Source organism: Alkalibacter saccharofermentans DSM 14828, from assembly GCF_900128885.1.
GTDB classification, from domain to species: domain Bacteria; phylum Bacillota; class Clostridia; order Eubacteriales; family Alkalibacteraceae; genus Alkalibacter; species Alkalibacter saccharofermentans.
Genome location: NZ_FQTU01000007.1, coordinates 71,565 through 95,259 on the forward strand (window position 1 = coordinate 71,565; position 23,695 = coordinate 95,259).

Below are 23,695 nucleotides of genomic sequence, written 5' to 3' on the forward strand. Positions count from 1 at the left end.
AAGCAGGTGGCTAGGATATGTATACAGAAAACGATAAGATTTTGCAGCAAAATGTGGGCGAGGGCGTAGTTAGAAAAGTTCTTTCCTATAGCGACAACCTAATGTGCTGCGAACTTAAATTCAAAAAAGGATCTATAGGAGCTCTTCATTCACATCCTCATGAGCAAATAGGCTACGTAATATCAGGCTCTTTTGAATATGAGGAAGAAGGAAGCAAGGTAGTAGTAAAAGCCGGAGACACCTATTATGTTGCTCCAAATATCGTTCATGGAGTAGTAGCACTGGAAGATTCCGTGCTTCTTGATATATTTGCTCCTAAAAGGGAAGATTTTTTATTATGACATTCTTTGGTCATGTGCTGAATCCAGCAGTGGCCAAAGTTTTTTTACTATAGCATAGTTTACGCACCGAGCAGGGTAATGTATAATGAATAGTATTGATTGGGTATTTATATTTGATGATTCAGGAAAGGACTTTCCTATGGACAAAATAAAATTCAAACAGTATTTTCTTATAATAACATACGGCATTACCTTGTTTATTGCCCTTACAAATATTAAGTCTGTGTTTAGTGTGTTGGGGAGGCTGCATTCAATAGCAGTCCCGTTCATATACGGCTTGGTGCTGGCATACCTTCTGAACATGCCATACAAGAGCTTTAGAGAGAGGGTTTTCAAGCCTCTTGAAGCGAAGGGGAAAACCTCGAAAAAGGCAGCTGTGGCCCTGTCCATACTATCCACATATTTGGCGGTCATAATCACTCTTGCTTTTTTATTCAGATTCATCATACCTCAATTGATAAGCAGCATCACTCAGCTTATCCAAAACATACCCTTTTATTTGGAGACCTTGGAAAACTGGGCTATATACTTGGATGATACCTTTGGAGTGGAGCAGATGATCGAGTGGTATGACAGTGATTTTTGGTCCAATATTTCCAATCGTGCAACAGAGCTGTTGACGCAGATATTGCCATACGTGGGTGATTATCTTATGGGATTGACATCAGGAATTTACAACTGGCTAATCGGCCTTATAATTTCAGTATACCTTCTCTACGGAAAAGACCTTCTGATAAGACAGATGAACAGGATAACAAAGGCTTTTTGCCCGGATAAATATTTTGTCAGGACTATCGAAATAAGCCACAGGGCAAATTATATCTTCAACAGATTTATAACAGGTAACGTGATAGATTCACTGATAGTGGGGATAATCTGCTTTATAGGCATGAATGCCTTTCAGATGCCTTTTCCTCTTTTGGTAAGCGTGATAATAGGCATAACGAATATAATTCCCATATTCGGTCCATTCATTGGAGCTGTTCCCGGGATATTTATAATACTCATTGTAGATCCTGTCAAAGCTTTGGTTTTTATGTTCTTTATACTTGCGCTGCAGCAGGTTGACGGCAATATAATAAAACCTAGAATCGTAGGAAATACTGTAGGGCTTCCGGGGCTCTGGGTTTTGGTATCCATTATCCTGGGGGCGGGTTTATTCGGGATAACAGGCATGCTTTTGGGGGTGCCGACGTTTGCGCTGATTTATTCCCTTCTTCGAGATGAAGTGAATGAAAGATTAAAGGAAAAGGGAAATGAGATTCTGGAATGACAGGATCTCTTTTTTTAAAGAAAAATACAACGACAGAGGTTTTTATACGTACTCAATATACTTGTATATTTATGAATTTGATGATAAAATAGCGCAAGATAAAAATCGGGACGTCTGATATTTCAACGGGACGGTTTTCAAAATTGATTTTTGGAGGTCTTGAATGGAAAAAGTTACGGATATAAATGTAAATAACCCAAAAAAAAGATGGATTTATGTTTTGTTGGGAATATTGATTATGATGTGCCTGGGAACAGTATATTCATGGAGTGTTATAAGAAGTCCAATCGAAGAGCTGTTTAACATAGGTTCGACTCAAAGCGGGCTTCCTTATATGACATCACTGGCATTTTATGCTATATTCATGCTCTTGTCGGGCAAGTACCTGGACAAGGTGAGCCCCAGGGTAACAATTACCATTGGTTCTGTGCTTGTGGCCCTGGGATGGGTACTGTCATCTTTTGCCACCAATATATATATGCTCACCCTTACTTATGGCGTCATTATAGGCTCCGGCGTGGGTATAGCATATGGATCGCCTATGACGATAGTTGCCAAGTGGTTTCCTGAAAACAGAGGACTGGCGGTAGGATTGGTGCTTATTGGCTTTGGATTGTCTCCTCTTGTCACAGCGCCGCTCCTGAGGACGCTTATCGAGATTAAAGGGGTAACGGATACCTTCGTGATACTGGGGGTTTCATTCGGCATTATAATGCCCCTGCTTAGCATGCCCATAAAGTCGCCAAAGGACACTGGAATAAAAGACGGGAGCAGCGCTTCCAATCAATCGACTGACAAGGACCAGGTCGACACGTCGCGGATGATTAAATCCAAAGGATTCAAAGGTCTTTATCTAAGCTTTCTCATAGGCACGATGATAGGACTTATGATAATTGGAATGACAAGCAATGTAGGAGTGGACATGATAGGCCTTGATGCCCACCAGGTGGCATTTTTGATGACCATATTCGCCGTTTTCAATGGCATTGGAAGGCCCTTTTATGGCTGGCTTACAGATAGGCTGTCTGCAAAAAAAGCGATGTTCTTTTCATACGTGATGATAGCAGTAGCTGCGGGGATAATGATTGCTGCAGGTGAAGGGACAACTATAAGGTTTTTGGTGGGGTTTTCAATATTTTGGTTTAACCTCGGCGGCTGGCTTGCAATTGCCCCTGCTTCTACCCTTTCCATGTACGGGACCAAGCACTATAGCCAAAACTACGGAGTCGTTTTTACTGCCTACGGGGTAGGAGCTATAACCGGTGTTACTGGTTCAGGGATGCTTCTCGATGCCGTTCACGATTATCATGCAGTGTTTTACTTAATAATTGGACTTTGTATTTTAGGAATGATATTTTCGCAAACTTTAATTAAAAAATGCGACTAACTCTTTGACCTCGGATGCTTTATCCGGGGTTTTTGATTATATGAGTTAAAAAAGCACAAAAACATCTTCCCATTTCATTGACTTACACATATTTAATTGTTACTATTGTAATCAGAATGATCATATGTAATAAATTTATTTGAGGAGAATGATATGCTGGCGATAGATTTACGAGGCAAAATAGCCTTTGTTACAGGTTCTTCCCGGGGCATAGGAAAGTCCTGTGCAAAAACACTGGCTCAAGCGGGTGCAAAGGTAATAATCAACTATAATACGAATAAAGAAGCCGCCCTGGAAGTTGCAAAGGAAATAGGCGGAGACACCCCCATTATTCAAGGGGATGTTACCGATCCACAAAAGGTTGAGGACATGTTAAATTTCATTAAGGAAAAATACGGCAGGCTAGATATCTTGGTGAATAACGCAGGAACTACCACCGAATATAATCTTGAGGATCTTCCCGTTGAGGACATACAAAAGATTTTTGAAGTGAACCTGTTTGGAACGTTCTACTGCACCAAGTTCGCCCTTCCCCTAATGAAGGAAAACGGGGGTACTATCATAAACATCTCCTCAACAAGCATGTATACAGGGGCCGGTGGAGGCGCCCATTACGCTGCATCCAAATCTGCGCTTTTAGGATTTACCAGAAACCTTGCAAAAGATTACGGCCAATACAATATAAGGACCAATTCAATTGCTGTGACTATGGTTAATACCGAGCTTTTGATTAACAGAAAGACTGGAGACTTAAAATCAAAGATCGAAAGCGTGCCTGTCAAGAGACTTTGCGAGCCTGAGGAGGTAGGTTATCTTACTGCCTTTTTAGCATCGGACATGGCGGGGTATATAAATGGTGAGGTCATAACTATGGACGGCGGAAGAACGTACGCATAGATAAATATAATATATGGGGTGAGAAGATGAAAGCTTTGGTTTTGGAAGGCAAGGAGAAGTTTGTATACAAAGACGTGGAAATGCCTAAATGTCCTAAGGATGGGCTGTTATTGAAAGTCGATTCTGTGGGGCTTTGCGGTTCGGATGTGAGAACGTATTTTCACGGCCACCATCACGTGACTTATCCATGTATTCTTGGGCATGAAAATGCAGGAACGATAGTGGAAGTAGGTTCTGAGGTAGAAGGCTTTGAAAAGGGAGAAAAAATTATCGTAAATCCCGTTTTGCCTTGCGGCAAATGCTGGTATTGCCAGAAGGGCTGGCAGCATCTGTGCTCCGACAGATTGACGTACGGGCACCAGATTCAAGGCGGCTTTGCAGATTACATGGTGGTACCCGGAATAGGGCTTGAGCGTGGACAGGTAATCAAGATTCCTGATGGAGTATCAACCGATGATATCGTAATCGTGGAATTATTGTCTTCTGTAATCAACTCCCAAGAGTTTGCAGATGTGACTTTAGGAGAGACAGTTGCCATTTTCGGTGCAGGTCCTATCGGGTGTCTCCATTCTGAGATTGCTAAGCTAAGAGGCGCAAAAAAAATAATAATGATCGATATAAATGAAAACAGGCTGGAGCTTTCAAAAAAGTTCAGCGGAACAGACTTTATAAATTCCAAGGAAACCAACTTGCAGGAAGAGGTTATGAAGCTTACTGAAGGCTTTGGCGTGGACGTGGTCATATCTGCCACACCTTCCGTGGAGACCCAGGCACAGGGCATCGACCTTTTAAGAAAAAGGGGTAGGCTGGTTCTGTTTGGGGGCGTAAGCGCCGAAAACCCATATACCACTCTTGACAGCAACAAGATACACTACAACGAGCTTTCTGTTCTTGGCTCATTTGCATATGGTCCAAACAATTTCAAGAAGGCATTTGATATCGTGGCAGGCAAGATGATAAACGTGGATGGGTTTGTCACCCACGTGCTTCCTCTAAAAGATGCGGTAAAGGGTATTGAAGAGATAAAATCCGGAAGGGCGCTAAAGGTCGTCTTAAAGCCGGGTATGGAATAAAAAAAGCGCGTACGCGCTTTTTTTATTGCACAAGAAACTCGCTCATATCCATAATTTCCGCATCTTCAGGATAGGCCAGGTCATCGGCAGTAAGCTCATTTACTCTCATGTTCCTAAAGTAGTATTCGCTTTCGTATTCATCGGAGTGGACTATCATTTTAACAATTATTCCAGTGTCCCTCCATATGTAGTACTTTGCATAAACATCCATGGCATCGTATTCAAATACATCCACGGTTTTCCCGTCCAAGGTTTCAGAACCTTTGTATAAAATACCCTCATAAACTTCTTCTTCGATCTCGTCGGCGGCTATAAAAGGCGTGTAAAAATCTTCGTTTTCGGATATGGGCATCAAGACCAGCTGGTTCGTTTCCTTGGTATAAATACCCATCTGTTCCTCTGAAGGCTTAATGAAAATGGCCTGATCCTGGTTCTCGAACTTCATGTCTCCACCTAAAAACCAGAGTTGGCTGGTAGGGAAGTCTTCCCCATTTACATTAACCTCCATCTCGAAATAATAGTTTTCGTAGATGCCTTCTGCTTTTAAGGAATCTTCAAAGGTTATATCTTCTTCGGATTCTGATGAGCCTTCACCGTTGTCGGTAACTTGCGATCCATTTGTGTCCCCATTGCCCCCACAGGCTGCTAAGCTCAGAATCAGCAATGCTGCAAGCAAAAAAACCAAAAACTTTTTCATTTTCATTGTTACATCCCCCTCGAGCTGGTATAATGTACGAGCCCAATATTTTAGGTGTGATGAGCACCTCTTAACTAAATTATATCACCACCTGTAACTTATCAAAAGAAGATTTGATCTTCTTGTGTGCTTAAATAACGCTGCATTATTATTGACACAACATATAGTGCGTGATATGATAATTCAAACAATATATGTACATTTGGTGTCTGCGCTGCAAGCGCGGATGAAAAGGGAAGCAGGTGTGATTCCTGCACGGTCCCGCCGCTGTAATGGATGAGTTTTGGCAAATAGCCACCTGAAAGGGGAAGGCTGCCGGAACGATGAAACTAAGTCAGAAGACCTGCCAAAGGGAGTAGCGCCGATACTCTACGGACGATAGAGGGTGCGAAGCGTTGTCTTTTTCGACTGCTCCGACCTTTGTCTGGAGTTTTTTTATTGGCAAATATCAAAAACAAGGGAGATAATGATGATAACAAAAATCAAAAAAAGAGACGGCAGGGAGGTTCCCTTCAACATAGGCAAGATTGCAGATGCCATATATAAGGCTGCAAGCGCAGTTGAAGGAAACAACTACGATATGGCCATGGAATTAGCTGAAAAAGTGGCGATTTATGTCCAAACTGACCTAAATACTAAAATACCCACAGTGGAACAGATACAAGACAGCGTGGAAAAAGTCCTCATTGAAGAAGGTCACGCCAAAACGGCGAAGAAATATATTTTATACAGAGCTGACAGAACAAAGGTCAGGGAGATGAATACAAGGCTTATGAAGGTATATGAGGATCTTACCTTCAAGGATGCAAAGGACAACGATTTAAAGCGTGAAAACGCAAATATAGATGGAGATACAGCAATGGGCACGATGCTGAAATACGGTTCAGAGGGAGCAAAGCAATTTTATGAAATGTTCGTGCTGAACAAGGATCATGCTGAGGCTCACAATAAAGGGGAGATACATATTCACGACATGGATTTTTTGACCCTAACGACCACGTGCTGCCAAATCGACTTGGACAGGCTATTTAAAAACGGATTTAGCACAGGCCACGGATTTTTGCGGGAGCCAAACAGCATACACAGCTACTCAGCCCTCGCATGCATAGCCATACAGTCTAATCAAAATGATCAACATGGAGGACAGAGCATACCTAACTTTGATTATGCAATGGCAGCAGGGGTTAAGAAGACATATGAGAAATGCTACTTCGTAAACCTTTCTAAAGCCATGAGTCTGCTTTTGGATATTGAGGATTCGATGGATGTAGCTATAAAGATAAAAGAAAAGCTAAAGAAAGAAAAAAATCTTTCCCCTACCTTGGAAGACAACGGAGAGTACCTTGGAGAAGAGCTCAAAGAGCTTGAAAAAATAGCGCCGGATAAAGCTTTGGCAAAAAAGATTCAAAGATTTGCAGGCAAGAATGCCATTATAGAGACAGAAAAAAACACATATCAGGCGATGGAGGCTTTTGTTCACAACCTTAACACAATGCACAGCAGAGCTGGTGCTCAGATACCTTTTAGCTCAATCAACTATGGCCTTGATACCACTCCTGAGGGCAGGATGGTCGTAAAGAACCTTCTCCTTGCTACAGAGTCCGGACTTGGAAACGGAGAAACTCCGATTTTTCCGATTCAGATATACAAGGTAAAGGAAGGCATAAACTACAACAAGGAAGATAAGAACTACGATCTATTCAAGCTTTCCTGCAAGGTCAGCGCAAAGAGGCTTTTCCCCAACTTTTCCTTTATAGATGCACCTTTTAACCTGAAGTATTACAGAGAGGGAAGGCCGGAAACTGAAATTGCCTACATGGGCTGCAGGACAAGGGTCATAGGAAACACCTTCGATCCGGATAGGGAGATAACCTACGGCAGAGGAAACCTAAGCTTTACCACTGTAAACCTTCCGGCTATTGCCATAGAATCCAAGGGAGATAAGCAGGAGTTTTTCAAGCTTCTTGACGAAAAAATCGACCTGGTAATCGCACAGCTAAGGGAACGATACGAAATCCAAGCACAAAAGAAGGTTAAGAACTTTCCATTCCTTATGGGACAAGGAATATGGATAGATTCTGACAAGTTGGGCCCCGAAGACGAGATAAGGGAAATCATCAAGCACGGGACACTTTCTACAGGCTTTATAGGACTTGCGGAGTGCTTAAAGGCCCTTGCGGGAAATCACCACGGTGAATCTGATATTGCTAGGAAGCTAGGTATCGAGATAATATCCCACATGAGAAATAGAATGGATGAAGCCAGCAACAGAGAAAAATTAAACTACACTTTAATCGCAAGTCCGGCAGAAGGTACGGCTGGTCGGTTTGTGAGGATGGATAAAAAGCGATACGGAATTATACCGGGAGTTACCGATAGGGAGTACTACACCAACGGCTTCCACGTGCCCGTGTATCATAAGATCAGCGCATTTGAAAAAATATCTATAGAAGGACCGTATCATGAACTGACCAATGCCGGTCATATCACATATGTAGAAATAGACGGCGACCCTTCAAATAACCTTGAAGCCTTTGAGAAAATCGTCAGGGCCATGAAGGAATCAGGAGTGGGGTATGGATCGATAAACCATCCTGTCGACAGAGATTCTGTTTGCGGATATACGGGAATGATAGGTGAGGTTTGTCCGTCCTGTGGCAGGAAGGAAGATCATATACCCTTTGAAAGAATCAGAAGGATAACAGGATATCTCGTAGGAACTCTAGACAGGTTCAACGATGCTAAAAAGGCAGAGGTGCATGACAGAATAAAGCACGGAGCCTCTTAGGAAGGTGAAGGGAATATGATTAGGACAGCGGGAATAGTAGAAGAGTCTTTTGTTGACGGTCCGGGAATAAGGTTCGTTGTGTTTGCTCAAGGCTGCAGTCATAACTGCACCGGGTGTCATAATCCTCACACTCATGATTTTAATGGAGGAAGTTTCATATCGATTGATGAGATCATAAGTCGCATGAGAAAAAACCCGCTGCTTGACGGTATAACTTTAAGCGGAGGGGAACCCTTTGAGCAGGCAGACAAGATGGGGCTGCTTGCTGCAAGAACGAAGGATATGGGTTACGATGTGATGGCTTATTCAGGTTATCGATATGAAGAGATACTTGAAAAATCCGAAAGAGACAAAGGGTGGAAAAGCCTTATTCTAAACACTGATATTCTTGTAGACGGGAAATTTGAACTGGAAAACAAAGATCTTATGCTGAAATTCAGGGGATCGAAAAACCAAAGAATAATAGATGTTAAAGAGTCGATGAAAATCGGCAAGACGATAATATTAGATTAAAAAAAGGACAGCCAGAGCGTGTAGCTTTGGCTGTTCCTTTTGATAGTTAAATTATTTTGTACCACACGTTCATGCTTTCGATGTCTCCTGAAATGTTGGTGTTGTTTATCAGCATCCCGCCGAAAGCATAGCCGGCCTTTGCAAATGTTGCATTCATTCCGTGGGACTTGGCCCGTGCTATGGTGTATAGAGTCTTAAAGCCGAGGGCTTTCATGGACTTTTCCATTTCAAAGAGAAGAACGAGAGCGAATTTCTTGCCCCTATAATTTGGCAAGGTGGCAAAGTCGGTCATTTCGCAGTTTTTATATTCCGGGTCGGTTTCGCTTGAAGACAAGGCGACAAGCTTTTTGCCTTGGAATATCCCGTAGTAATGGATGTTTTCTTCCATGGTTTTTATTAGATAATCTGCATCGTGTATAGGAAATGGATATGTTTTGAAGACTCTTTTGTAAAGCCCTGCCATTTCAGGGGCATCTTCTTTTGTCAATTTCTTAATCACATGTCCATCTTCCAGTGGAGGCGGATCGACTTTCGCTTTTGATCTTGCAGTTGCCAGAACATCATCCAGGAGAGCGCTGTCGTTAATCAGTCCCCTTGCATGGTCCATATATTTGCCCAAGAAAACATAGTCTTCCTCGCCGCTTTTGTAGTTTGGAATCTTGGCTTCACGAGTATATCCTGCAGTAAGGAATATGCTTTCTTTATTGAGCGGAACTTTTGCAAAAATCTTCGAATAGCTGTATTTGTCCGCCAAATCTTTAAGGCTGTCTATAATTTTAGTCTCGTCCCTGTAGTCGTATTTCATAAGGTAAATCCTGTCGTTGTCTTTACCGTGTTGTATCAGACTATGGCCTAAAAATTCTACTTTATCTCCCATTTAAGATGCATCTCCACTATTTCGGGTATCCCTTTCAAGGTTTTCCGGCGTTAATGTTATTTCTTCCTCGTAGTCGCTTAGAAGCTTTGAGATGCCGATTGTTTTATATTCTAAATCGTCATTCTCGGTTTTAAGCGTAAGGTTGCAGTTTTCACACTCAAGATCGCACTCATTGTGCTTGTAGTCATCAGGCATCTTGTAGGTGGTTATTACACCCTCGTAGTTTCTAAGGATGACCTTATTTGTAGACCAGGATATCAGATACGACGGCATAACAGGAATCTTTCCTCCACCACCGGGAGCATCGATAACGTATGTAGGCACGGCAAATCCGCTTGTATGTCCCCGTAGGTTCTCCATGATTTCTATGCCTTTTCCTACATTTGTCCTAAAGTGCTCCAGACCTTCGGAAAGGTCGCACTGGTACAGGTAGTAAGGTCTAACCTTATTTGCTGTCAGTTTGTGAACCAGTCTCTTCATGATTCTCGGACAGTCGTTTACGTCTCTTAGAAGAACAGATTGATTTCCCAGAGGGATTCCCGCCCCTGACAGCTTCTTAAGAGCTCTCCTAGATGAGCCCGTTATTTCTCTCGGGTGATTAAAATGGGTGTTCAGCCAGATGTTGTCGTATTTTTTTAGTACTTCCACCAGCTCGTCTGTAATTCTATAAGGAAGCACTACCGGCATCCTAGAGCCTATTCTAATGACTTCCACATGTGGTATTTCTGAAAGCTGGCTTAGTATCCAGTCCAGGTAATCGTCTGATAGCATCAGAGGATCTCCACCTGATATAAGGACGTCTCTTACCTGAGGCGTGTTCTTTAAATATTCGATGCCCTTTAAGATAACTTCCTTTGAAGGTATGGAATCAACGTCTCCAACCTTTCTTTTTCTGGTACAGTGCCTGCAATACATCGCACATACGTTGCTTATATGAAATAAGACCCTGTCTGGATAACGATGCGTGATTCCTTCAACGGGGCTGTCCTTGTCCTCGTGAAGTGGATCGGACATGTCGCAGTTCGACAAGCTCAGTTCCCTGATATCAGGGAAGCACTGCTTGAATACCGGATCGTTTTCAGGATCGTCTGTATCCACCAGTGATAGATAGTAGGGAGTTACAGACATTGGAAATTTTTCTATTGTAGTCTTAATCGCTTGTTTCTTTTTATCTGAAAAAGTTACTCCTAAAATCTTTTCCACTGTTTCGACCTTGTGGATGCTGTTTTTAAGCTGCCACTTCCAGTCGTACCATTTGTCTAGCAGTATTTTTGATATTTCCTCATTGTTGATTCTGTCTTTCGTAATATTAATAGTTTCTTGCATGTTTTCTCCTTTCGATGTAAAACATAGTCTTTTCAGGTTGTAGTAGGGCCGGTTGGTTGGCCAAATATTTAAAGGCACCCCAACTCTGAATTTTCAGAGTTAGAGTGCCTAAGTTTCGCTGAATATCAACTCACTTTATACCATGCTTCCATAGTATATTGCATGACCATATGATCCTGCACAAGCCCCAGTTCCAAATAACGTAAATGGATTGTTTTTCACTTTGGATTTCCCCTATTCCAACCAGTTTACTTGATTCCGCATCCCATTTCTAAGGAATACGTAAGCAAGCTCGCCGATTAGGCTACTACCCAAAATTACTTCACATTTTGAACATTTCTCGTCAAATTATATCATGTATCGGAGTGTTTGTCAAAAATATGGAATATACAGGGAGTCTCATCAATTAAATCTTGACAAAAAAACTATTAGCTATTAAACTATACCCATGCTAACTATATACATAACGCACATAGTAAAAAATAAAAGGAAGAAGGGGAAAAATGCCTGAAAAAAAGAACTGCTGTTGCAACAGCAAAGGCAATAAAATGGAAAAATTTCTGGAAGCCTGCCTGCTACTTCTGCTTAAAAAGCAGTGTGCTCATGGTTACGGGCTTATAGAGCAACTTGAGCCTTTAGGGTTTTCTCCAGATGATATGAATTTAAGTACCCTTTATCGAACCCTAAGAAAAATGGAAGAAAAAGATCAAGTCAAATCCAGTTGGGAAGCCGGAGGCGGCGGACCTAAAAAAAGGGTATACGATATAACGGCCCAAGGGATTAAAGACCTTGAAGAATGGCGTGAAATTTTTGAATTTAGGAAAAAACGCATTGAAAAATTTTTGGATCTGTATGAAAAGCAGTGTGACTAAGAGGAGGTATTGTAATGCATACAGCGGTATTTTATATTTTGGCAGGGGGACTTCTGTCATTATCTTATATAAAGGATAAGGGAAAAACTAAAAAGAGCCTAATGAAAGCATGGAAAGCACTTGAGAACATGCTGCCCCAACTTTTAGGAATAGTATTGCTGGTTGGCGTGATGCTGGCGGTAATGAATCCGGACACTATCAGCAGACTTATAGGAAGATCTTCCGGATGGAGGGGGACAGCCATAGCAGCAGTGGTAGGCGCTGTAACACTGATACCGGGCTTTATAGCATTTCCTACAGCTGCTCTTCTCTTGCAAGGTGGTGCAGGATACATGCAGATTGGAGCTTTCGTATCGTCTTTGATGATGGTTGGGGTTGTTACGTTGCCGATGGAAGTAAAATATTTTGGCAAAAAATCTACAGTAGCTAGGAATGTCTTTGCCTTTATTTATTCCTTTGTAGTGGCTTTCATCATAGGAAAGGTAGTGTAAAGTAGCCCATGAAAAAGAATGACGGGGAAATATCCCAAATAGGGGATTTGAGAATCATAGATTAGTTGGCACAAAGAGAAGCGCCGCTCCTGACGGCAACACGAATAAATGCTGAAAAAGGACTGCGACGGCGAAAAACTCAAGAACAGAAGAGAAGAATTATCGCGTCGCAAGCCCAGCATTTTAGCATTGATTAGCATTTGGCAGTCAAGAGTAAACCGAAACCAAAGATTTCGGCGGTCAGTAAGCTCCGGCTCACGATTTAAGAACCAAAGTCAGGAAAATGCAAGAGACTGGCAAGAATTTCGTCCAAGATTATAAGAAGCTGCCATTTGTCGGGCTTCATGAAATTCTGCACTTGCGAGGCCTGATGGTCCATTCTTTGGGAGACCTCTTGAGGCCTTTGGGTTCTTTGGTGATTCCCGGTTCTTACTCAGTGTAGGTTTCCAAGGTTTTCTCTCTTGTCACATTTTGTGTACCGGTTCTCTCTGTGTGGCTTGCGGTCCTTGGTTCGCTCCGATGCCGTATATTATTGCCTGCGGACCGTTCTCTTTGCAAAAAGAGACTGAATCAACCACGATACGATTAAAAGAATGACTAAGACAATAATGGTCGCGGGTTCAAATACGCCGTTTCCCATATCGCTTTCAGCAAAAATTCCGTTAAAGAGTACCACAAAAGGTTCTGTTATTCTGTAGATGATGCTGACGAATCCGTTGTCCGGATTTGCTCCGAACAGTAAAAAGACGAATCGGAAGACAAGAATGAATCCCGCCAAGGAAAGCAGAATGTTGACAACCCGCCTCAAGGTATCCGTCGGTGCCTCCGTTTCATTCACTTGTCGCTTTCGTTCCATGTTACTCATTGAACAATCCCCTTTCTTTCTATAACACGTGAATCCTTTGTAGGATCATTTCCATCCTACGAATCTTGCATTCTGTTGAGTGGTGTTTGATTTTACCTGATACTTTCTTTATGCCCAAAAATACCCACTTTCAAACATTTGTTAGGATTACCGGTGAAAAAGCCCCCGAAAGGTTTTATTATGGATGAATGAATAAGTCTTGCAGTAGTTTGCGACCACAGTGAGTGAAACGCAAAAATCACGGTAGATGTAACGAAGCCTGTATTTGCATTTTTCGTTTTTAAGATATAAGAATCAACATTTTTATAAATTATAATAAATAATCGAGGTGTCAAACTTGACACTGCCATAGGAAAGGTGACGGGTAAAGTATGAAAAATATAATGATAAGATATAGATTTTTCTTCGTAATGGTAGCAGTAACGATAGGTCTGGCCGCAATAAACCCTGCGGCAGGAGAAAAGGCTGTGGATACCACGATTTTCAGCTTTAGGGAGATGCTTTCAGTATTGCCTCCTATATTTATACTGCTGGGACTTTTAGATGTTTGGGTTCCTCGTGAGACTATGATAAGGTTTATGGGCAAGGGATCAGGAGCAAAGGGGATACTGCTGGCAATATTTTTAGGATCTGCGGCGGCCGGTCCTCTCTATGGTGCTTTTCCCATGGCGGCGGTTTTTATGAAAAAAGGCGTCAAGTTTTCCAATGTGCTTATTTTTCTCGGGGCTTGGTCAACTACAAAGATACCCATGTTCCTCTTTGAGCTATCGGCCTTGGGAACGAGATTTGCCCTAACGAGACTTGGGGCCAGCATGGTGGGCATATTTGTAATCGCCCATTTGGTTGACAAATCGGTAGATGAAAAAGAAAAATCAATGGTTTACAAAAACGCTTCGGAAATGAATTGATTGCGTGAAAGAAGAGCTTTGTCATAAGAAAATAATGTAAATTGCGCATATTGACAAAAAAACAGAAATATGATATACTAAATCCGATTTAAAAAGCAATTAAAATTAAATAATACAGGTTTTATTGCAACAAGTGAAGTAAGTAAAATGACTAGCCGGTGTTCGAGCTGTTTCACGTATTGCTTTCAATGTGGGTTTCAGTAAGGTCACCATGATCCGCCTACTTAAAATTTGAAGATCAAAGGCGAAAATTTTACTGAAAAACTGTTCTTAGAACTGGGGTTTGATTAGGATCAAGTGGTCATAATCTATGCTATCAAACATACGCACAGCGGTATGGGAAATGGCATAAAGTGAACTGATAATCAGGTAAGCTTAGGCACCCTAACTCTATATGAGTTAGGGTGCCTTTTACTTTTCGTGAACGAAGCGAACCAGTTTACATGTCTATAATGCCAAAAGGCATAAAATAGTGGAATTAGGAGGGAAAAGATTTATGAAAAAGATCAGTGCAGTACTGCTTGTAGCTTTGCTGAGCGTTGTTTTGCTTGCAGGGTGTGGAAGCAGCGCAGAAACAACCTATGAACAGATTTTGGAAGATGGCGAAATGACTTTTGCCATGACAGGTGCTTATCCCCCGTTTAACTTTATTGACGAAAATGGGGATCTAGCGGGCTTTGACATCGACATAGCCAATGCTATCGCTGAAAAGATGGGAGTTGTAGCTGTTCCCATAACGACAGAGTGGGATGGCATAATAGGTGGCCTTACAGGAAATAGATTCGACATGATAATCGGAAGTATGGCCATTACCGAGGCTCGCCTGGAGCAGGTAAATTTCTCAGATCCGTATTATTATGACGGAGCTCAGTTTTTTGCACCGGTAGGCTCTGGACTTTCCAGCATTGACGATCTTGAAGATGGCAGAGTCGGAGTAGTAACAGGCACCACTTTCCACGACGCTCTTGAAGAGATGGACAGCGTAGGGGAAATACTTCAGTTCTCAAGTGATGTAGACAACTTCATGGCTGTTCAGCAGGGAAGAAGCGACGGGCTTGTCACAGGTATCTTCGTTGGGCTACAGGCGCCGGCTGAATACGGCGTAGACATTGAGCCAATAGGAGATATGCTTTACTCTGAAGAAATTGCAATAGCTATAAGAAAAGATGATACTGATTTGCTAAACGCGGTAAATGACGCATTGGCTGAGATAATCGAAGATGGAACTTATGCCGAACTAAGCAACAAGTGGTTTGGAGTAAACCTTCTTGAAATCCAAAACTAAACTTATTTTCCCCCGCTTCTCTTAGAGAAGCGGGGGAAATCAGCTTTAAAAAAATAAAGCCAAGGACGGCCAAATCAGTATATTTCATGCAGTACAGATGTGTGGAGCATACTGATTTAGTTGTCTTGAAAAGACAGTACGAGGAGGAAGAACATGAACCCGATAATAGATTTTTTTAACACGGTGGTAAGGTTTGCTCCCAGGTTTATACCAGGAGTAATTGCCACGATGCAGCTTGCTTTTTTCTCAATATTAATTGGTACGGTGATAGGACTTTTCGTTGCAGTCGTTAAGCTGGCAAATAAAAAGCCGCTGACATTTTTAATGAACATATACATTACCATAATAAGGGGGACTCCACTGCTTTTGCAACTCTGGTTTATATTCTACGGACTTCCGGGGATGGGAATTGAAATAGATAGATTCCCGTCAGCGGTGATTGGACTTGCCCTGCACAATGGAGCATACATAAGTGAAATTTTCAGAGGATCCATCGAGTCCATACATTACGGTCAAAGAGAGGCTGCCAGATCTCTTGGAATGACAAGAGGACAGGCACTTAAAAGGATAGTGCTGCCGCAAGCTTTCAGAAGGTCAATACCTGCGCTAGGAAATCAGTTTATAATAGCTGTAAAGGATTCTTCCCTTGCCAGTGTAATTACTATCACAGAGACCATGCTTCTTGCCAGGCAGTTTGTCGCCGCAACATTTGACGTGTTCCCCATATTTTTTGTCGCGGCCTCTTACTATCTGATAATAACCATGGGACTTGCCAAGCTGCTGCAAAAACTTGAAACAAAACTGAAAGTCGGGGTGAGATGATATGAGCATGATAGAGATAAAGAACCTCCACAAGTATTTTGGAGACCTGGAGGTATTGAAGGGAATCAATTTGACGGTTGAAGAAAGCGACGTGGTATGCTTGATAGGGGCCAGTGGTTCTGGTAAAAGCACGCTTCTTAGGTGCATAAACTACCTGGAGAAAAAGACTGAAGGAGAAATCTGGATAGATGGAAAGCCTGTTGAAGAGACCGAGGATGGAATCAATAAAGTACGCCAGGATGTGGGAATGGTATTTCAAAGATTCAACCTGTTTCCTCATATGACAGTTGCAGAAAACGTCATGGAAGGACCTGTCACTGTGAAGAAGATGGGTAAAGAAGAGGCACGAAAGCTCGCCGTTGAACTGTTGGAAAAGGTAGGAATAGCTGACAAGGCGGATGTATATCCGGAGATGCTATCAGGTGGTCAGCAGCAAAGGGTAGCCATTGCCAGGTCCCTTGCAATGGAACCAAAAGTGATACTCTTTGATGAGCCTACTTCGGCACTTGATCCTGAGCTTGTAGGTGAAGTCCTCAAAGTAATGAAAGATCTTGCTCAGGAGGGGAGGACGATGATCGTGGTGACCCACGAGATGGGCTTTGCCAAAGAAGTTGCAGACAGGGTGATATTTCTTCATGACGGCATGATAGCCGAGGAAGGAGCCCCTAAAGAAATTTTTGAAAATCCCAAGCACGAAAGACTTCAAGCATTCCTTGGGGAGATACTGGTATAGAAATAAGAGTATAAAAATTAAAGATAATAAATCAGATTGCAGAGTTATTAAGTGCAGTCTGATTTTTTTATTTCAAGGTTATTGACATATGCCCTAAACAGAGTATAATGAATATATAAAGGGCATATGCCTAAAACTAAGGACAAGAAACAAAAAACGGTTATTTTTGTTTCTCGGATAGATTAAGGAGGAGTTAAAATGCCGAGAAGAGATGGAACGGGGCCAATAGGTCAAGGATCGCTAACGGGAATAGGGTTGGGATCATGGGAAACTGGAGCTTTTAAAAAAGCCGCCGGAGCTGCAGGTTTAGGTCTTGGATTAAGGATGGGACTTGGATGCAGAAAAGGCCTCAAAAGAAATGTCAGAAGAAGGTTTGCTCTTATGGACCGGTTTGATTCAAAAGAAGAGCTGAGAAGCCAAAAAAAATTATTGGAAGCAAGATTAAGGGAAATAAATAAAAAGCTAGAAGATTAAGGAGGAAATGAGATGCCCAGGCCGAGAAAGTGGAGGAAGGTTTGTTGCCTTCCAGACAGTAATCTATTTGGACCGTTAAATGCGAAACTCGTAGAAGAAGACATCATACATATGACTGTTGAGGAGTACGAAACTATCCGATTAATCGACCTAGAGGGAATGATGCAGGAAGAGTGTGCAAATCAAATGAACGTTGCAAGGACCACTGTCCAGAGAATCTACAATGAAGGCAAAAGAAAGCTTGCCCTGTCTTTAGTAGAAGGAAAAATTATCAAGATTGAAGGCGGAGACTACAAGCTTTGCGATGAAGAGGAAAGAGAAGAACAGATAAAATGCGGAAGATGCAGAAGACGCAGGCAATTTGTTAAAGATCAAGAGGAGATGTAGACAATGAAATTAGCGATGCCGGTAAACGAAAAGAATATTAAATCTGGGATATGTTGCTCATTTGGAAGAGCGCCTTGGTTTATGATATACGATACTGAAATAAAAAAAGAGTCTTTTATAGACAATAGCGCTGCTTCGAGTGCAGGAGGCGCAGGCATAAAAGCTGCACAGCTATTAGTGGATCAAAATATCGATGGGTTAATAACACCTAGATGTGGACAAAATGCTGCAGAAGTTGTTCAAGGGGCAGATATCCAAATAATTGAAAGCCAAGGAGAGGATATAGAGGAAAATATTAAATTGTTTGAAAAAGGAAAGTTAGTTCTTCTGAGTGAAATTCATGCCGGATATCACAATCATGGAAAGTAAAAAAATTGCAGTTCTGAGCGGCAAAGGCGGTACAGGAAAGACGTTTGTGTCTGTAAATTTAGCAGATGCTGCAGGTACAAGTGCATATATCGACTGCGACGTGGAAGAGCCAAACGGGCATTTATTCTTTAAGCCTGAGATAACAGCAGAAGAAAAAGTAGCTGTCAAGATTCCGGTAGTAGATCATGATCTGTGCACAGGATGCAGAAAGTGCACAGAGTTTTGTAGATTCAATGCACTAGCTTATCTAAAAGACAAAGTCAAAGTTCTTGAAGATATCTGCCATTCCTGTGGAGGTTGCGCCCTGGTATGTCCCCAAGAGGCAATTTATGAAAAAGATATGGCTATCGGCAAGGTAGAAATAGGAAAATCACAGCAAACGAAGACCTTAAGTGGGATGATGGGTATTGGCAAAGCCAGTGGGGTTCCCATAATAAAGAGGCTTCTTGAGTTAGGATCTCATGAAGATTTAACAATAATAGATTGTCCTCCGGGAAGTGCCTGCGTGACCATGGAAAGCATCAAAGATGCTGATTTTTGCGTTTTAGTGGCTGAACCTACTTTGTTTGGAGTCCATAATCTTGCCATGGTACATGAACTTGTAAATCTATTTAAGATACCATTTGGAGCAGTTTTAAATAAATGCACCGATGGAGAAAACCCGGCAGAAAAATACTGCGACGACAACGATATAAAAATTCTTGGCAAGTTCGATTATGACAAGGAAATGGGAAGACAAAATTCTCAAGGCGAAATAATATCTAGAGTTGACAAAACATACAACAAGAAGTTTACAGAGTTGCTGTATGCAATTTTGGAGGAAGTAAAATGAGACAGCTATTGATACTTAGTGGGAAAGGGGGTACCGGTAAGACTACGGTTGCAAGTGCCTTCATAGATTTTGCCGATGCAGAGGCTTTTGCAGATTGTGATGTTGATGCTCCCAACCTGCACTTGGTGATGCATATCAGGGAAGAACCAGAGATAAACAATTACTTCGGTATGGGAAAAGCGGAAATTGATCAATCAAAATGCATCTCATGCGGTCTATGCATGAAAAAATGTAGGTTTGATTCCATAAGCTTCAGTAAGGGCGCTTATCATGTTGGAGAATTCGGATGTGAAGGGTGTGGAGTTTGTGTTTTTTTATGTCCTCAGGATGCTATTGATATTAAAGCCGATGTGGCCGGAGAATTGCGCATTTATAAAAACACTAGGGTATTTTCAACTGCTACATTAAAGATGGGCAGTGGAACTTCCGGCAAGCTTGTAACCGAAGTGAAGAAAAATATGCAAAAGTCCTGCAATAAGGATGCATTTGCCATAATAGATGGATCCCCAGGGATAGGATGCCCCGTAATAGCGTCAATCAGCGGAGTAGACATGGTTTTGATAGTAGCGGAGCCTTCAGTTTCGGGAATTAGCGACATGGAGAGGATCATAAAAACTGCTAAAGGTTTTAATACCAAAATAATGGTTTGCATAAACAAATACGATACAAATTTAGAAAAAGCAATTGAAATAGAAGAGTATTGTAAAAGAAACGATATACCCTTCATGGGCAAGATTTCTTATGATGATAATGCGGCAGAAGCTATAAACAAAGGAATGAGCCTTGGGAAGGTAAATTGCAGAGCGTCGAACGAGATAAAAAAGGTTTACCAAAATACGATGAAATACTTTAATGAGAGCTAGGTGCACAAATGATTATAAGGGTATTATCTGAAAATACATGTGGCCAAGATTTATTAAAAGCTGAACACGGTCTTAGCCTGCACATTCAAACAGGTGAAAAAAAAATCATTTTTGATATGGGGCAAGGACCTTGCTTTATAAAAAATGCAAAAGCAATAGGGGTAGATTTGACAGAAGTTGATATAGGATTCATATCTCATGGGCACTATGATCATGGAGGAGGATTAAGAGCATTTTTATCTGTAAATCAAAAGGCAAAAGTCTTTATCAATAAAAAATCTTTTGATGAACATTACTCTTTGAGAAACAACAAGAATATAATTTACATTGGAATAGATGAAAAGCTCCTGGCAAACAATCGGATCATGTGCATAAATGGTGATTATAAAGTTGATGATAATTTGGAAATAATATCTAAGGTAGATGTAAAAGATGAGTTTTGGCCTGCAGTGAACAACAATCTTTATAAATCGGTGAGTGGTGAAATGACAAATGACGACTTTGATCACGAGCAAAACTTGGTAATTAATAATAACGGGAAATCATATCTGTTTTGCGGTTGTGCTCATAAAGGGATTGTAAATATTACAGAAGAATTTTATGCAAGAAATAAAAGCTATCCTGATTATATTATAGGAGGATTTCATTTTGACAGCAAATCTAACGAAAACAAGCTTGATGATAATATGATTATGGAAATAGGACGATATCTATTAAGCACTCAGGCTACGTGCCTAACCGGACATTGTACCGGCAGATCAGGGTTTAAAATATTAAGAAGAATTATGAAGGAAAAAATCAAATATATGGCTGTTGGAACACAATGGAACATATAAATAATACAAACAAGGAGAGAAAAATATGAATCAAACTGACAAACAAGTCGACTTTTCAGAAAAGCTTCATCCACAAAGCAATGTTAAAAAAGTTATAGGCGTGGTAAGCGGAAAGGGCGGCGTAGGAAAATCTTTGGTTACATCACTTCTTGCTGTGACCATGCAAAGGAGACAGCACAGGGTAGCTATATTGGATGCGGACATAACGGGTCCTTCTATACCCAAGGCTTTTGGCCTTACTGAAAAAGCATCTGCTACAGAGCTTGGGCTCCTTCCTGTAAAGAGCAAAACAGGTATAGATATAATGTCTATAAATCTTCTCTTAGAAAATGATACCGACCCTGTTGTCTGGAGAGGACCTATAATTGCAGGGACGGTTAAGCAGTTTTGGAGCGAGGTGATATGGTCTGATATTGATTATATGTTCGTAGACATGCCTCCTGGAACAGGAGATGTACCCCTTACAGTGTTTCAGTCATTGCCTGTTGACGGAATTATAGTAGTAGCTTCTCCACAGGAATTGGTATCTATGATAGTTGCAAAAGCCGTAAATATGGCAAAAATGATGGAAATTCCTGTGCTAGGGCTGGTTGAAAACATGTCATATTTTGCATGCCCTAACTGTGAAGAAAAATACCCTATATTTGGAGAGAGCCGAATCGATGAAACTGCAAAGGAATACGGACTTGATGTGATAGCAAAGATACCGGTAGATCCAAGGCTTGCCAGCGTTTGCGACAGAGGAATGGTGGAACTTTTCATAGGAGATTGGTTTGACAGCTTCGGCGAAAAACTTGATGGGAACGAAAATCTTGAAGAGGAAGTAGAGGAAAGCAAAATGAAAATTGCAGTTGCAAGTGAAAACAATCAAGTAACCCAGCACTTTGGTCACTGTGAAAGCTTTATGGTATATGATGTAGAAGGATCAAAAATAGTAAAGTCTGAAACTATAGCCAACCCGGGACACAGACCGGGCTTTTTACCGAACTTTTTATATGACATGGGAGTAAACGTGATAATATCAGGCGGCATGGGCGGCGGAGCTATCGATATATTCAATGAAAAGGGAATCCAGGTAGTTACCGGAGCTAAGGGAGAATCGCAAAAGGTTGCAGAAGATTTTATAGGCGGCAATCTCCTATATACCGGCTCTGTTTGCAGGGATCACCACCATGAAAGCAGTTGCCACTAAGAATCAAAAATAGCTCAGCAGGCATGATGTGCCTGCTGAGTTTAATTATTTGTTTCTATTTGCTCCAAAGCCGTTTCCGTTTCCTGTTTTTACTTGTTCCCCGTTTCCGTTACCTCGACCAAAACCCATTCCTTTAGCTTCTCCAACACATGCACCTTGGGCCGTTCCGTCGCAGTTTTCCTGGTTTTGAGCCATTCGCTCATAGATTGCATCTGCCTGTTCCTGGGTCATCCGTTCTTCTTGTACTCTTTCCTGTAATACTTCTTTTTTGTTTTCAAGCATTCTTTCTTTAAATTGCTCCTGGACGCCTTCTTCAATTGCCAAAGCTCCATAAGTTTCACCCTCCTGCCTTTGTTCGTAAATGGCTTCTGCAGATTTTCCGGTAAGCTCGGCGAGTATTTCAGCTGGAGAACCTGTGCTTGCTGCATAAGCAGCTCCTGAACCGCCTATGATTGCCAGTATAGTGCCTGCCATGATAATTTTTTTTGTTTTGTTGATTTTCATTTTTGCTACCTCCTGTGTTATATTGTTTCTATGATATGAGTATAGTACATCTATGTGTCACCTGTGTGACAGAAGGGAGATTAAAATGGGAAAGGTTCATAAATTGCAATTAAAGCTTACAAGAGGGGAAGAGCCTTCGCAAGTAGAGGAGTTGAACTTAATTGCAGGGGAAGGTATCAAAGGAGATGCTTTTTCGGGAGATGATGAAAATAGGCAGCTGACATTGATGGATTATCAGGCAAGAGCTGAAAATCAAGACAAGGCAGATGGATTCTGCCTGGCCCGTTTTACGGAAAATATATCTCTACAGGACTTGGAGGTTTCAGAACTAGAGGTTGGCGACAAGCTCCTAATAGGAGGCACGCAGCTGGAAATAACAATAGCGGGTAAGAAATGCTACCCGGAATGTCCAGTATATAAAAGGGAAGGCAATTGCGGGCTTTGGAAAAAAGCCGCTTTTGCAAAAGTGACTAAAAGCGGCTGGATTAAAGTTGGAGATCAGGCCTTAAAAAGGTAAATGACATGTGTTTAAAATAATCCAAAGTGGATATATAAAGAGTAGGACCTTAGCACTCTGGTAGCGCGAGTGCTAAAAAATAAGAAAGGAGTTGTTGATCATGGCAGGATTAGTACCGTTCAATAGGAAAGACACTGGTTTATTCGATACCGGCTTCGGGGACGTCTACAACATGCTTGACGACTTTTTTACCGACAATTGGTTGCCGTCAAGAAACTTGGCCAGAGACTCATTTAAAGTAGATGTACAGGAAAACGACACGGAATATGTCATCGAGGCTGACCTTCCGGGAATAAAAAAAGAAGAAATAAGCTTGTCTTTCGATCATGGAAGACTGGAGATAGCAGTCAAAAAGGAAGAAAAATTCGATGAAGAGAAGAAAAACTACATCCACAAGGAAAGACGCATAACTTCGATGTGCAGAAATCTCTACCTGGCAGATGCAAGCGGAGATGAGATCAAGGCAAAGCTTGAAGAGGGAGTGCTTAAAATCAACGTAGCTAAAAAGGCTCAGAAATCAGAAGATAAAAAAATTGAAATCGAATGAAGAAGTCCCGCCTAGTTTAAAAGGCG

27 protein-coding genes and 1 riboswitch are annotated in these 23,695 nt (G+C 41.5%); of the genes, 22 read left to right on the top strand and 5 right to left on the bottom strand.

From position 1 onward, the window contains the following. The first annotated feature begins 17 nt into the window (after nt 1–17). The 5 genes from BUB93_RS06195 to BUB93_RS06215 all read left to right on the top strand — a co-directional run bounded on the left by BUB93_RS06195 (nt 18) and on the right by BUB93_RS06215 (nt 4,971). Complete coding sequence (locus BUB93_RS06195; protein ID WP_073270220.1) at nt 18–341, top strand: cupin domain-containing protein; 324 nt, start codon at nt 18–20, stop codon at nt 339–341. A gap of 85 nt (nt 342–426) precedes the next feature. After that, nucleotides 427–1,614 (top strand): AI-2E family transporter, encoded by a 1,188-nt coding sequence (locus BUB93_RS06200; protein ID WP_084117038.1) that lies wholly within the window; start codon nt 427–429, stop codon nt 1,612–1,614. Between the two features lie 163 nt (nt 1,615–1,777). Further along, complete coding sequence (locus tag BUB93_RS06205) at nt 1,778–3,001, top strand: L-lactate MFS transporter (RefSeq protein WP_073270221.1); 1,224 nt, start codon at nt 1,778–1,780, stop codon at nt 2,999–3,001. A gap of 153 nt (nt 3,002–3,154) precedes the next feature. Continuing rightward, nucleotides 3,155–3,898: an SDR family NAD(P)-dependent oxidoreductase gene (locus BUB93_RS06210; RefSeq protein ID WP_084117040.1), complete on the top strand. Its 744-nt coding sequence runs from the start codon at nt 3,155–3,157 to the stop codon at nt 3,896–3,898. 26 nt (nt 3,899–3,924) lie between these two features. After that, nucleotides 3,925–4,971: a zinc-binding dehydrogenase gene (locus BUB93_RS06215; RefSeq protein WP_073270222.1), complete on the top strand. Its 1,047-nt coding sequence runs from the start codon at nt 3,925–3,927 to the stop codon at nt 4,969–4,971. A gap of 22 nt (nt 4,972–4,993) precedes the next feature. Here BUB93_RS06215 and BUB93_RS06220 read toward each other — a convergent pair whose 3' ends face one another. Further along, on the bottom strand, nt 4,994–5,674 hold the full coding sequence (locus BUB93_RS06220; RefSeq protein WP_073270223.1) for a hypothetical protein: 681 nt from the start codon (nt 5,672–5,674) through the stop codon (nt 4,994–4,996). Between the two features lie 180 nt (nt 5,675–5,854). Continuing rightward, a riboswitch (cobalamin riboswitch) is annotated at nt 5,855–6,033 on the top strand. A 104-nt stretch (nt 6,034–6,137) separates the two neighbouring features. On the opposite strand from BUB93_RS06220, the gene BUB93_RS06225 reads away from it, so the two are divergent. Both BUB93_RS06225 and nrdG read left to right on the top strand, forming a co-directional pair. Further along, nucleotides 6,138–8,456 carry an anaerobic ribonucleoside triphosphate reductase gene (locus BUB93_RS06225; protein ID WP_073270224.1) on the top strand — a complete coding sequence of 773 codons (2,319 nt, stop codon included), beginning with the start codon at nt 6,138–6,140 and terminating at the stop codon, nt 8,454–8,456. A 15-nt stretch (nt 8,457–8,471) separates the two neighbouring features. Beyond that, nucleotides 8,472–8,969, top strand: coding sequence for an anaerobic ribonucleoside-triphosphate reductase activating protein (gene nrdG / locus BUB93_RS06230; RefSeq protein ID WP_073270225.1), 498 nt, complete (start codon nt 8,472–8,474; stop codon nt 8,967–8,969). Between the two features lie 46 nt (nt 8,970–9,015). On the opposite strand, the gene ablB is transcribed toward nrdG, so the two are convergent. After that, nucleotides 9,016–9,846, bottom strand: coding sequence for a putative beta-lysine N-acetyltransferase (gene ablB / locus BUB93_RS11255; protein WP_084117042.1), 831 nt, complete (start codon nt 9,844–9,846; stop codon nt 9,016–9,018). Further along, nucleotides 9,847–11,172: a lysine 2,3-aminomutase gene (kamA, locus tag BUB93_RS11260; RefSeq protein ID WP_084117044.1), complete on the bottom strand. Its 1,326-nt coding sequence runs from the start codon at nt 11,170–11,172 to the stop codon at nt 9,847–9,849. A gap of 503 nt (nt 11,173–11,675) precedes the next feature. On the opposite strand from kamA, the gene BUB93_RS06240 reads away from it, so the two are divergent. Continuing rightward, nucleotides 11,676–12,044 carry a helix-turn-helix transcriptional regulator gene (locus BUB93_RS06240; RefSeq protein ID WP_073270226.1) on the top strand — a complete coding sequence of 123 codons (369 nt, stop codon included), beginning with the start codon at nt 11,676–11,678 and terminating at the stop codon, nt 12,042–12,044. Between the two features lie 14 nt (nt 12,045–12,058). Next, nucleotides 12,059–12,535: a permease gene (locus tag BUB93_RS06245; RefSeq protein ID WP_073270227.1), complete on the top strand. Its 477-nt coding sequence runs from the start codon at nt 12,059–12,061 to the stop codon at nt 12,533–12,535. 529 nt (nt 12,536–13,064) lie between these two features. Here BUB93_RS06245 and BUB93_RS06250 read toward each other — a convergent pair. Beyond that, nucleotides 13,065–13,400 (bottom strand): YggT family protein, encoded by a 336-nt coding sequence (locus BUB93_RS06250; protein WP_073270228.1) that lies wholly within the window; start codon nt 13,398–13,400, stop codon nt 13,065–13,067. A 371-nt stretch (nt 13,401–13,771) separates the two neighbouring features. Here BUB93_RS06250 and BUB93_RS06255 point away from each other — a divergent pair, with 371 nt between their 5' ends. From BUB93_RS06255 to BUB93_RS06305, 11 genes are all read left to right on the top strand, one after another. Beyond that, nucleotides 13,772–14,308, top strand: a complete 537-nt coding sequence (locus tag BUB93_RS06255; RefSeq protein WP_073270230.1) for a permease — start codon at nt 13,772–13,774, stop codon at nt 14,306–14,308. A gap of 496 nt (nt 14,309–14,804) precedes the next feature. Continuing rightward, nucleotides 14,805–15,593, top strand: a complete 789-nt coding sequence (locus tag BUB93_RS06260; RefSeq protein ID WP_073270232.1) for an ABC transporter substrate-binding protein — start codon at nt 14,805–14,807, stop codon at nt 15,591–15,593. A 153-nt stretch (nt 15,594–15,746) separates the two neighbouring features. Continuing rightward, nucleotides 15,747–16,415 (top strand): amino acid ABC transporter permease, encoded by a 669-nt coding sequence (locus tag BUB93_RS06265; protein ID WP_073270234.1) that lies wholly within the window; start codon nt 15,747–15,749, stop codon nt 16,413–16,415. Between the two features lie 7 nt (nt 16,416–16,422). Next, nucleotides 16,423–17,148 carry an amino acid ABC transporter ATP-binding protein gene (locus BUB93_RS06270; protein ID WP_073270364.1) on the top strand — a complete coding sequence of 242 codons (726 nt, stop codon included), beginning with the start codon at nt 16,423–16,425 and terminating at the stop codon, nt 17,146–17,148. 198 nt (nt 17,149–17,346) lie between these two features. Beyond that, entirely contained in the window at nt 17,347–17,622 is a 276-nt protein-coding gene (locus BUB93_RS06275; RefSeq protein ID WP_073270236.1) for a DUF5320 domain-containing protein, read from the top strand. Nucleotides 17,623–17,634: 12 nt separating this feature from the next. Continuing rightward, a complete protein-coding gene (locus tag BUB93_RS06280; protein ID WP_073270238.1) occupies nt 17,635–18,009 on the top strand; it encodes a DUF134 domain-containing protein in 375 nt (124 codons plus the stop codon). 3 nt (nt 18,010–18,012) lie between these two features. Next, the gene (locus BUB93_RS06285) at nt 18,013–18,378 is read left to right on the top strand and encodes a NifB/NifX family molybdenum-iron cluster-binding protein (RefSeq protein WP_073270240.1); all 366 of its coding nucleotides are present in this window, start codon (nt 18,013–18,015) and stop codon (nt 18,376–18,378) included. Then, on the top strand, nt 18,368–19,210 hold the full coding sequence (locus BUB93_RS06290) for a 4Fe-4S binding protein (RefSeq protein ID WP_084117046.1): 843 nt from the start codon (nt 18,368–18,370) through the stop codon (nt 19,208–19,210). Before BUB93_RS06285 ends, BUB93_RS06290 begins: the two co-directional genes overlap by 11 nt. After that, nucleotides 19,207–20,073: an ATP-binding protein gene (locus BUB93_RS06295; RefSeq protein ID WP_073270244.1), complete on the top strand. Its 867-nt coding sequence runs from the start codon at nt 19,207–19,209 to the stop codon at nt 20,071–20,073. Before BUB93_RS06290 ends, BUB93_RS06295 begins: the two co-directional genes overlap by 4 nt. 8 nt (nt 20,074–20,081) lie before the next feature. Then, the gene (locus BUB93_RS06300) at nt 20,082–20,909 is read left to right on the top strand and encodes an MBL fold metallo-hydrolase (protein ID WP_073270246.1); all 828 of its coding nucleotides are present in this window, start codon (nt 20,082–20,084) and stop codon (nt 20,907–20,909) included. Between the two features lie 25 nt (nt 20,910–20,934). Beyond that, entirely contained in the window at nt 20,935–22,101 is a 1,167-nt protein-coding gene (locus BUB93_RS06305) for an iron-sulfur cluster carrier protein MrpORP (protein WP_073270248.1), read from the top strand. 45 nt (nt 22,102–22,146) lie between these two features. Here the strand turns inward: BUB93_RS06305 and BUB93_RS06310 are convergent, their stop codons facing one another. Next, on the bottom strand, nt 22,147–22,605 hold the full coding sequence (locus tag BUB93_RS06310; protein WP_073270250.1) for a hypothetical protein: 459 nt from the start codon (nt 22,603–22,605) through the stop codon (nt 22,147–22,149). An 85-nt stretch (nt 22,606–22,690) separates the two neighbouring features. Here BUB93_RS06310 and BUB93_RS06315 point away from each other — a divergent pair, with 85 nt between their 5' ends. Both BUB93_RS06315 and BUB93_RS06320 read left to right on the top strand, forming a co-directional pair. Then, a complete protein-coding gene (locus BUB93_RS06315; RefSeq protein ID WP_073270253.1) occupies nt 22,691–23,122 on the top strand; it encodes an MOSC domain-containing protein in 432 nt (143 codons plus the stop codon). A 100-nt stretch (nt 23,123–23,222) separates the two neighbouring features. After that, nucleotides 23,223–23,669 (top strand): Hsp20 family protein, encoded by a 447-nt coding sequence (locus tag BUB93_RS06320; protein WP_073270256.1) that lies wholly within the window; start codon nt 23,223–23,225, stop codon nt 23,667–23,669. Nucleotides 23,670–23,695: the final 26 nt, after the last annotated feature.